Consider the following 5,261-nt stretch of genomic DNA (forward strand, 5'->3'; position numbering starts at 1 on the left):
CTCCTCAACCCCATCCTCGACAAACTCCACCACACCACCCGGCAACTCACCTACCACCCCCCAAACACCCCCACCATCTCCACCCAGACCGGCCGACAAGCCACCACCCAACAACTCACCGACCCCACCTACTGGACCAACCACCTCACCCACACCACCCACTGGCAACACGCCATCGAACACCTCCAAGAAAACGGCACCACCACCTACCTCGAAATCGGACCACACCCCACTCTCACACCGCCCACCAACCAAACCCTTACCGAACCCAACACCCACACCATCACCACCCTCCACAAACACCAAAGCAACGTCCACAACCTCCACCACGCCATCAACCAAATCCACACCCATCACCACACCACCACACCACCACGAACCAACCCACAACAGACCACTCCCAAAACACTCCCACCGCTCCCCACCTACCCCTTCCAACACCACACCCACTGGCTTCGCACGCATGACCGCGACGGGGATCCAGCGGAGATCGGGCAGGCTGCTGCCGAACACGCTCTGCTCGGAGCCGCCATAGAGGTATCCGGCAGTGGTGCTCTTCTTCTCACCGGACGGATCTCAATCCGCACGCACCCCTGGTTGGCGGAGCACGCCGTTCACGGTGTCGTTCTCGTTCCCGGAACCGGGCTCGTCGACCTGGCGCTTTATGCCGCCGCTCGGGCCGAGACTCCTGCCGTCGAGGAACTCACCCTCGAAAGCCCACTGACCGTCCCGGACGAGGGCTCTGTTCACCTGCAGGTCGAAGTGGCGCCCGCGGATGACGACGGACGTCGTGCGATCAGCATCCATTCCCGGCCCGCCGACGCGAGGGAGAACCCGTCTTGGGTCCGGCATGCGGTCGGCACGCTGGCGACGACACCGGAGATCGAGACCTCCGCCGTCCAAGAGAACTGGCCGCCCCGCGGAGCGGCTCACGTCGATCTCACCGGCTTCTACGGCGACCTGGCCGAACGTGGCTACGACTACGGTCCCGCGTTCCGCGGCCTTACCCGCGCCTGGCAGAACGGCGACGACCTCTACGCCGACATCGTCCTCCCCGAGGACACCGACACCACCGGATACGGCGTCCACCCCGCCCTCCTCGACGCCGCGCTCCACCCCCTCGCCCTCTCCGGGTCCGCCGACGACCCGATCAAGCTCCCCTTCTCCTGGCAGAACGTCTCACTCCACGCCACCAGGGCCACCGCCCTCCGCGTGCACCTCCAGCCCACCGCCGACGACCAGGTCCGCATCACCGCCACCGATGCCGATGGCGAGCCCGTGCTGACTGTCGGCTCCCTGCTGCTGCGGCCGATCGATCGCGAACAGCTCAGCGCCAGGCGGCAGAGCCCGTCCTATCAGGTGGTGTGGAAGGCGGAGGAGCGGCCGGCCTCGCAGGTTGAGCCGACATGCGTCCTCATAGGCGACCGCGATGCACCGCAGCCCGTTGACCTGCCGGAGAGCGTACGGGCCTCGCGGCACGACGATGTGGCCGACCTCGTCGCGGCCATCGAGGCCGGGACGCCTGTCCCCGCGTTCGCCGCTTGGGTCTGCCCTGACGACACAGACCGGGCTCCCGCCGACGCCCGGAGACTTGTCCCCGAGGTCCTGGAGCTCCTCCATGCCTGGCTGGCCGAGGACCGGCTGGACGCCTGTCGCCTGGTCGTGCTCACCCATGGGGCCGTCCCGGCTGGTGCGGACGGCACGGTGGAGAGCATCGCTCAAGCCGCGGTGTGGGGTCTGATGCGCACGGCTCAGACCGAGCACCCCGACCGGTTCGTGGTGCTGGACCTCGACCGCGCCCCGGAGAGCGTCGCCGCGATCCCGGCCGCGCTCACAAGCGGCCACGCCCAAGTTGCCGTCCGTGGCGGAGAGCTGCTCGTCCCCGAGGTCGCCAGGACGCCCCGGACCGGCCAGGACCCGAGCCCGGCGCCGTTCGCTCCCGAAGGAACCGTCCTGGTCACCGGCGGCACCGGCAGCCTCGGCGCCATCATCGCCCGGCACCTCGCCGACCGGCACGGCGTGCGGCGCCTCCTCCTCGCCAGCCGGTCGGGGCCCGAAGCGCCTGGTGCCCGCGAGCTCCACGCCGAACTCACCGAACTCGGCGCCGACGCCGCCATCGCCTCCTGCGACATCTCCGATCGGGACGCGCTGGCGGACCTTCTGGCCACGGTGCCGGCCGAGCATCCCCTGACCGGTGTCGTGCACGCCGCCGGAGTCATCGACGATTCCGTCCTGACCGAACTCACTCCCGAGCGGATGGACACGGTCCTCGCGTCCAAGGCCGACGCTGCCTGGCACCTGCATGAACTCACCAAGGACGAGGACCTCGCTCACTTCGTCCTCTTCTCATCCCTCGCCGGGACCTTGGGGTCACCCGGTCAGGGGAACTATGCGGCGGCCAACGCCTTCCTCGACGGGCTCGCGCATCACCGCCACAGCCGGGGACTCCCGGCCACCAGCCTCGTGTGGGGTCTCTGGCAGCAGCCGACCGGGATGACGAAACGTTTCTCAGGCGCCGACCACGCTCGGGCCGCACGCCTGGGGGTCGACCCGCTTCCCACGGAACACGCACTCGGGTTTTTCGACACGGCACTGATGCAGGGTCTTCCCGCCGTCATCGCCGCCCGGTGGAACGCGCAGGCGCGGAACCCCCATCCGCTCCTGCAACATCTGCTGCCGAGCAAGGGCAGGCGGGCCGCGGCGCCGACCGTGGCTCCGGCCGAGCTCTCGCGCGAGCAACTCGTCCGGCTGGTCTGCAGCGTGACGGCGGTGGTCCTGGGCCACCCGGCGGGCGAGAAGTTCAGCCCCGACAGCTCGTTCAAGGAGCTCGGGCTGGACTCGTTGACGGCGGTCGAGCTCCGGAACCAGCTCGGCACGGCCGTCGGCCTCCGGCTGCCGGCGACCCTCATCTTCGATCATCCGACGCCGGCGGCGCTCGCCGACCACCTCCATGAGCAGCTCTCCCCGGAACCCGCCGATGCCGGGACGGCCCTGCTCACCGAACTCGACCGGCTCCGCGACATGACCTCGGAGGCCGTCGTCGACGAAGCCCACCATTTCGAGATCGCCCTGCGGATCAAGGATCTGCTCAGAGCTTGGAACAGCCGCCTGAACCAGCCCACGACGGGTCGGCAGGACGGCGAACCCGACCTTGCGACGGACGAAGAGCTCTTCGCGCTTCTGGAGAACGAGCTCCGCGGACCCAACTGACCGAAGAGGGACTTTGCGACGATGACGACCGATGACAGGTTCCGCGAGTATCTCAAGCGGGCGACGCTTGATCTTCGCGACACCCGGCAGCGACTGCGTGAGGTCGAGGAGCGCGCTCGGGAACCCATCGCGATCGTGGGGATGGGCTGCCGGTATCCGGGTGGTGTGTCGTCGCCCGAGGATCTGTGGGAGCTGGTCGAGCAGGGGCGCGACGCCATCAGCCCGTTCCCCGACAACCGTGGCTGGGACCTGGACGCCCTCTTCGACCCCGACCCCGACGCCCCCGGGAAGTCCTACGCCCGCGAAGGCGGATTCCTCCACGACGCCGACCAGTTCGACGCTGCGTTCTTCGGCATTTCGCCGCGTGAGGCCACGGCGATGGACCCGCAGCAGCGGCTGCTGCTCGAAGTCGCCTGGGAGACCATCGAACGCGCCGGCATCGACCCGACCTCGCTGAAGGACACCTCAACCGGTGTCTACACCGGGGTCATGTACAACGACTACGGATCGCGCTTCCCCCAACCCCCCAGTGGTTACGAGGGGCATATCGGCAACGGCAGCGCGGGCAGCGTCGCGTCCGGTCGAGTGTCCTTCACCCTCGGGCTACAGGGGCCCGCGGTCACGGTCGACACCGCCTGCTCCTCCTCCTTGGTGGCCATGCATCTGGCCGCCCACTCGCTGCGCACCGGTGAGTGCGACTTGGCGCTGGCGGGCGGCGTCACCGTCATGTCGACACCGAACACGTTCCTGGAGTTCAGCCGTCAGCGGGGGCTGGCGGCGGACGGCCGGTGCAAGTCCTTCGCCGCGTCCGCCGACGGCACGGGATGGTCCGAGGGCGCCGGCCTGGTGCTACTGGAACGGTTGTCGGACGCCCAGCGCAACGGCCGGCACATCCTGGCCGTGATCAAGGGCTCGGCGGTCAACCAGGACGGCGCCAGCAACGGCCTCACCGCACCCAACGGACCCTCACAAGAACGCGTCATCCGGCGGGCACTCGCCAACGCCGAACTCACGATCGACCAGATCGACGCGGTCGAGGCCCACGGCACGGGTACCTCCCTGGGCGATCCGATCGAGGCCAACGCACTGCTCGCCACGTACGGTCGCCATCGGGACAAGCCGCTCTACCTGGGCTCTCTCAAATCCAACATCGGGCACACGCAGGCCGCGGCCGGGGTCGCCGGGGTCATCAAGATGGTCCAGGCCATCAACCACGGCCGCCTCCCCGAGACCCTCCATATTGACGAGCCCTCCCCCCACATCAACTGGGATGCAGGGGCCGTCACACTTCTGACCGAAGCTCAGCCCTGGCCGGAGGTCGACCGGCCGCGCCGCGCCGCCGTGTCCTCCTTCGGAGTCAGCGGCACCAACGCCCACCTCATCCTCGAACAGGCCCCCGCCCCAGCGCCCCAGGCCGCCCGGACACAGGCCGATGCGGAACCGTCGGCGTTCGCACTCGCCTGGCCTCTGTCGGCGAAGACCCCCGAAGCTCTCCGCGCCCATGGCCAACGGCTCCTAGACCACCTGGACCGCCACCCCGACCTCGACCCCATCGACGTCGGATACACGCTGACTACCGCCCGCGCCTCCTTCGCCCACCGCGCCGTCATCACCGGGACCGGACTGGACGACTTCCGCACCGGCCTACAAGCGCTCGCCACCGGACAGACCGCACCCGGCCTCACCCTCACACCCCCGGCCGACACCGATGGGGACAACCGGATCGTCTTCGTGTTCCCCGGTCAAGGGTCTCAGTGGGCCGGCATGGCCACCGAACTCCTGCACACATCGTCGGTGTTCGCCGACCACATCCAGGCATGCCACGACGCACTCGCCCCCTACACCGACTGGTCACTACTCGACCTGCTCCACCAGCGAGACGCGGCCCCCGATCTGGAGCGGGTCGACGTCGTCCAACCGGCACTGTTCGCCGTCATGACCGCACTGGCCAAACTCTGGCAACACCACGGCATCCACCCCGACGCCGTCATCGGCCACTCGCAGGGAGAGATCGCCGCCGCCTACATCGCCGGGGCACTGTCCCTGGACGA

The 5,261-nt window shown here is 68.8% G+C and carries 2 protein-coding genes; both read left to right on the plus strand.

Features of this window, described 5'->3' with window-relative positions; genetic code table 11:
• Positions 1-3,210 (plus strand): type I polyketide synthase (locus CHF16_RS38890; RefSeq protein ID WP_143228362.1); only part of this gene is annotated, 3,210 nt, incomplete at its 5' end.
• Between the two features lie 21 nt (positions 3,211-3,231).
• Positions 3,232-5,261 (plus strand): type I polyketide synthase (locus tag CHF16_RS38895; RefSeq protein ID WP_089331207.1); only part of this gene is annotated, 2,030 nt, incomplete at its 3' end.

Origin of the sequence: Actinomadura meyerae (assembly GCF_900188445.1) — a bacterium.
In the GTDB taxonomy this organism is placed as follows: Bacteria; Actinomycetota; Actinomycetes; order Streptosporangiales; family Streptosporangiaceae; genus Spirillospora; species Spirillospora meyerae.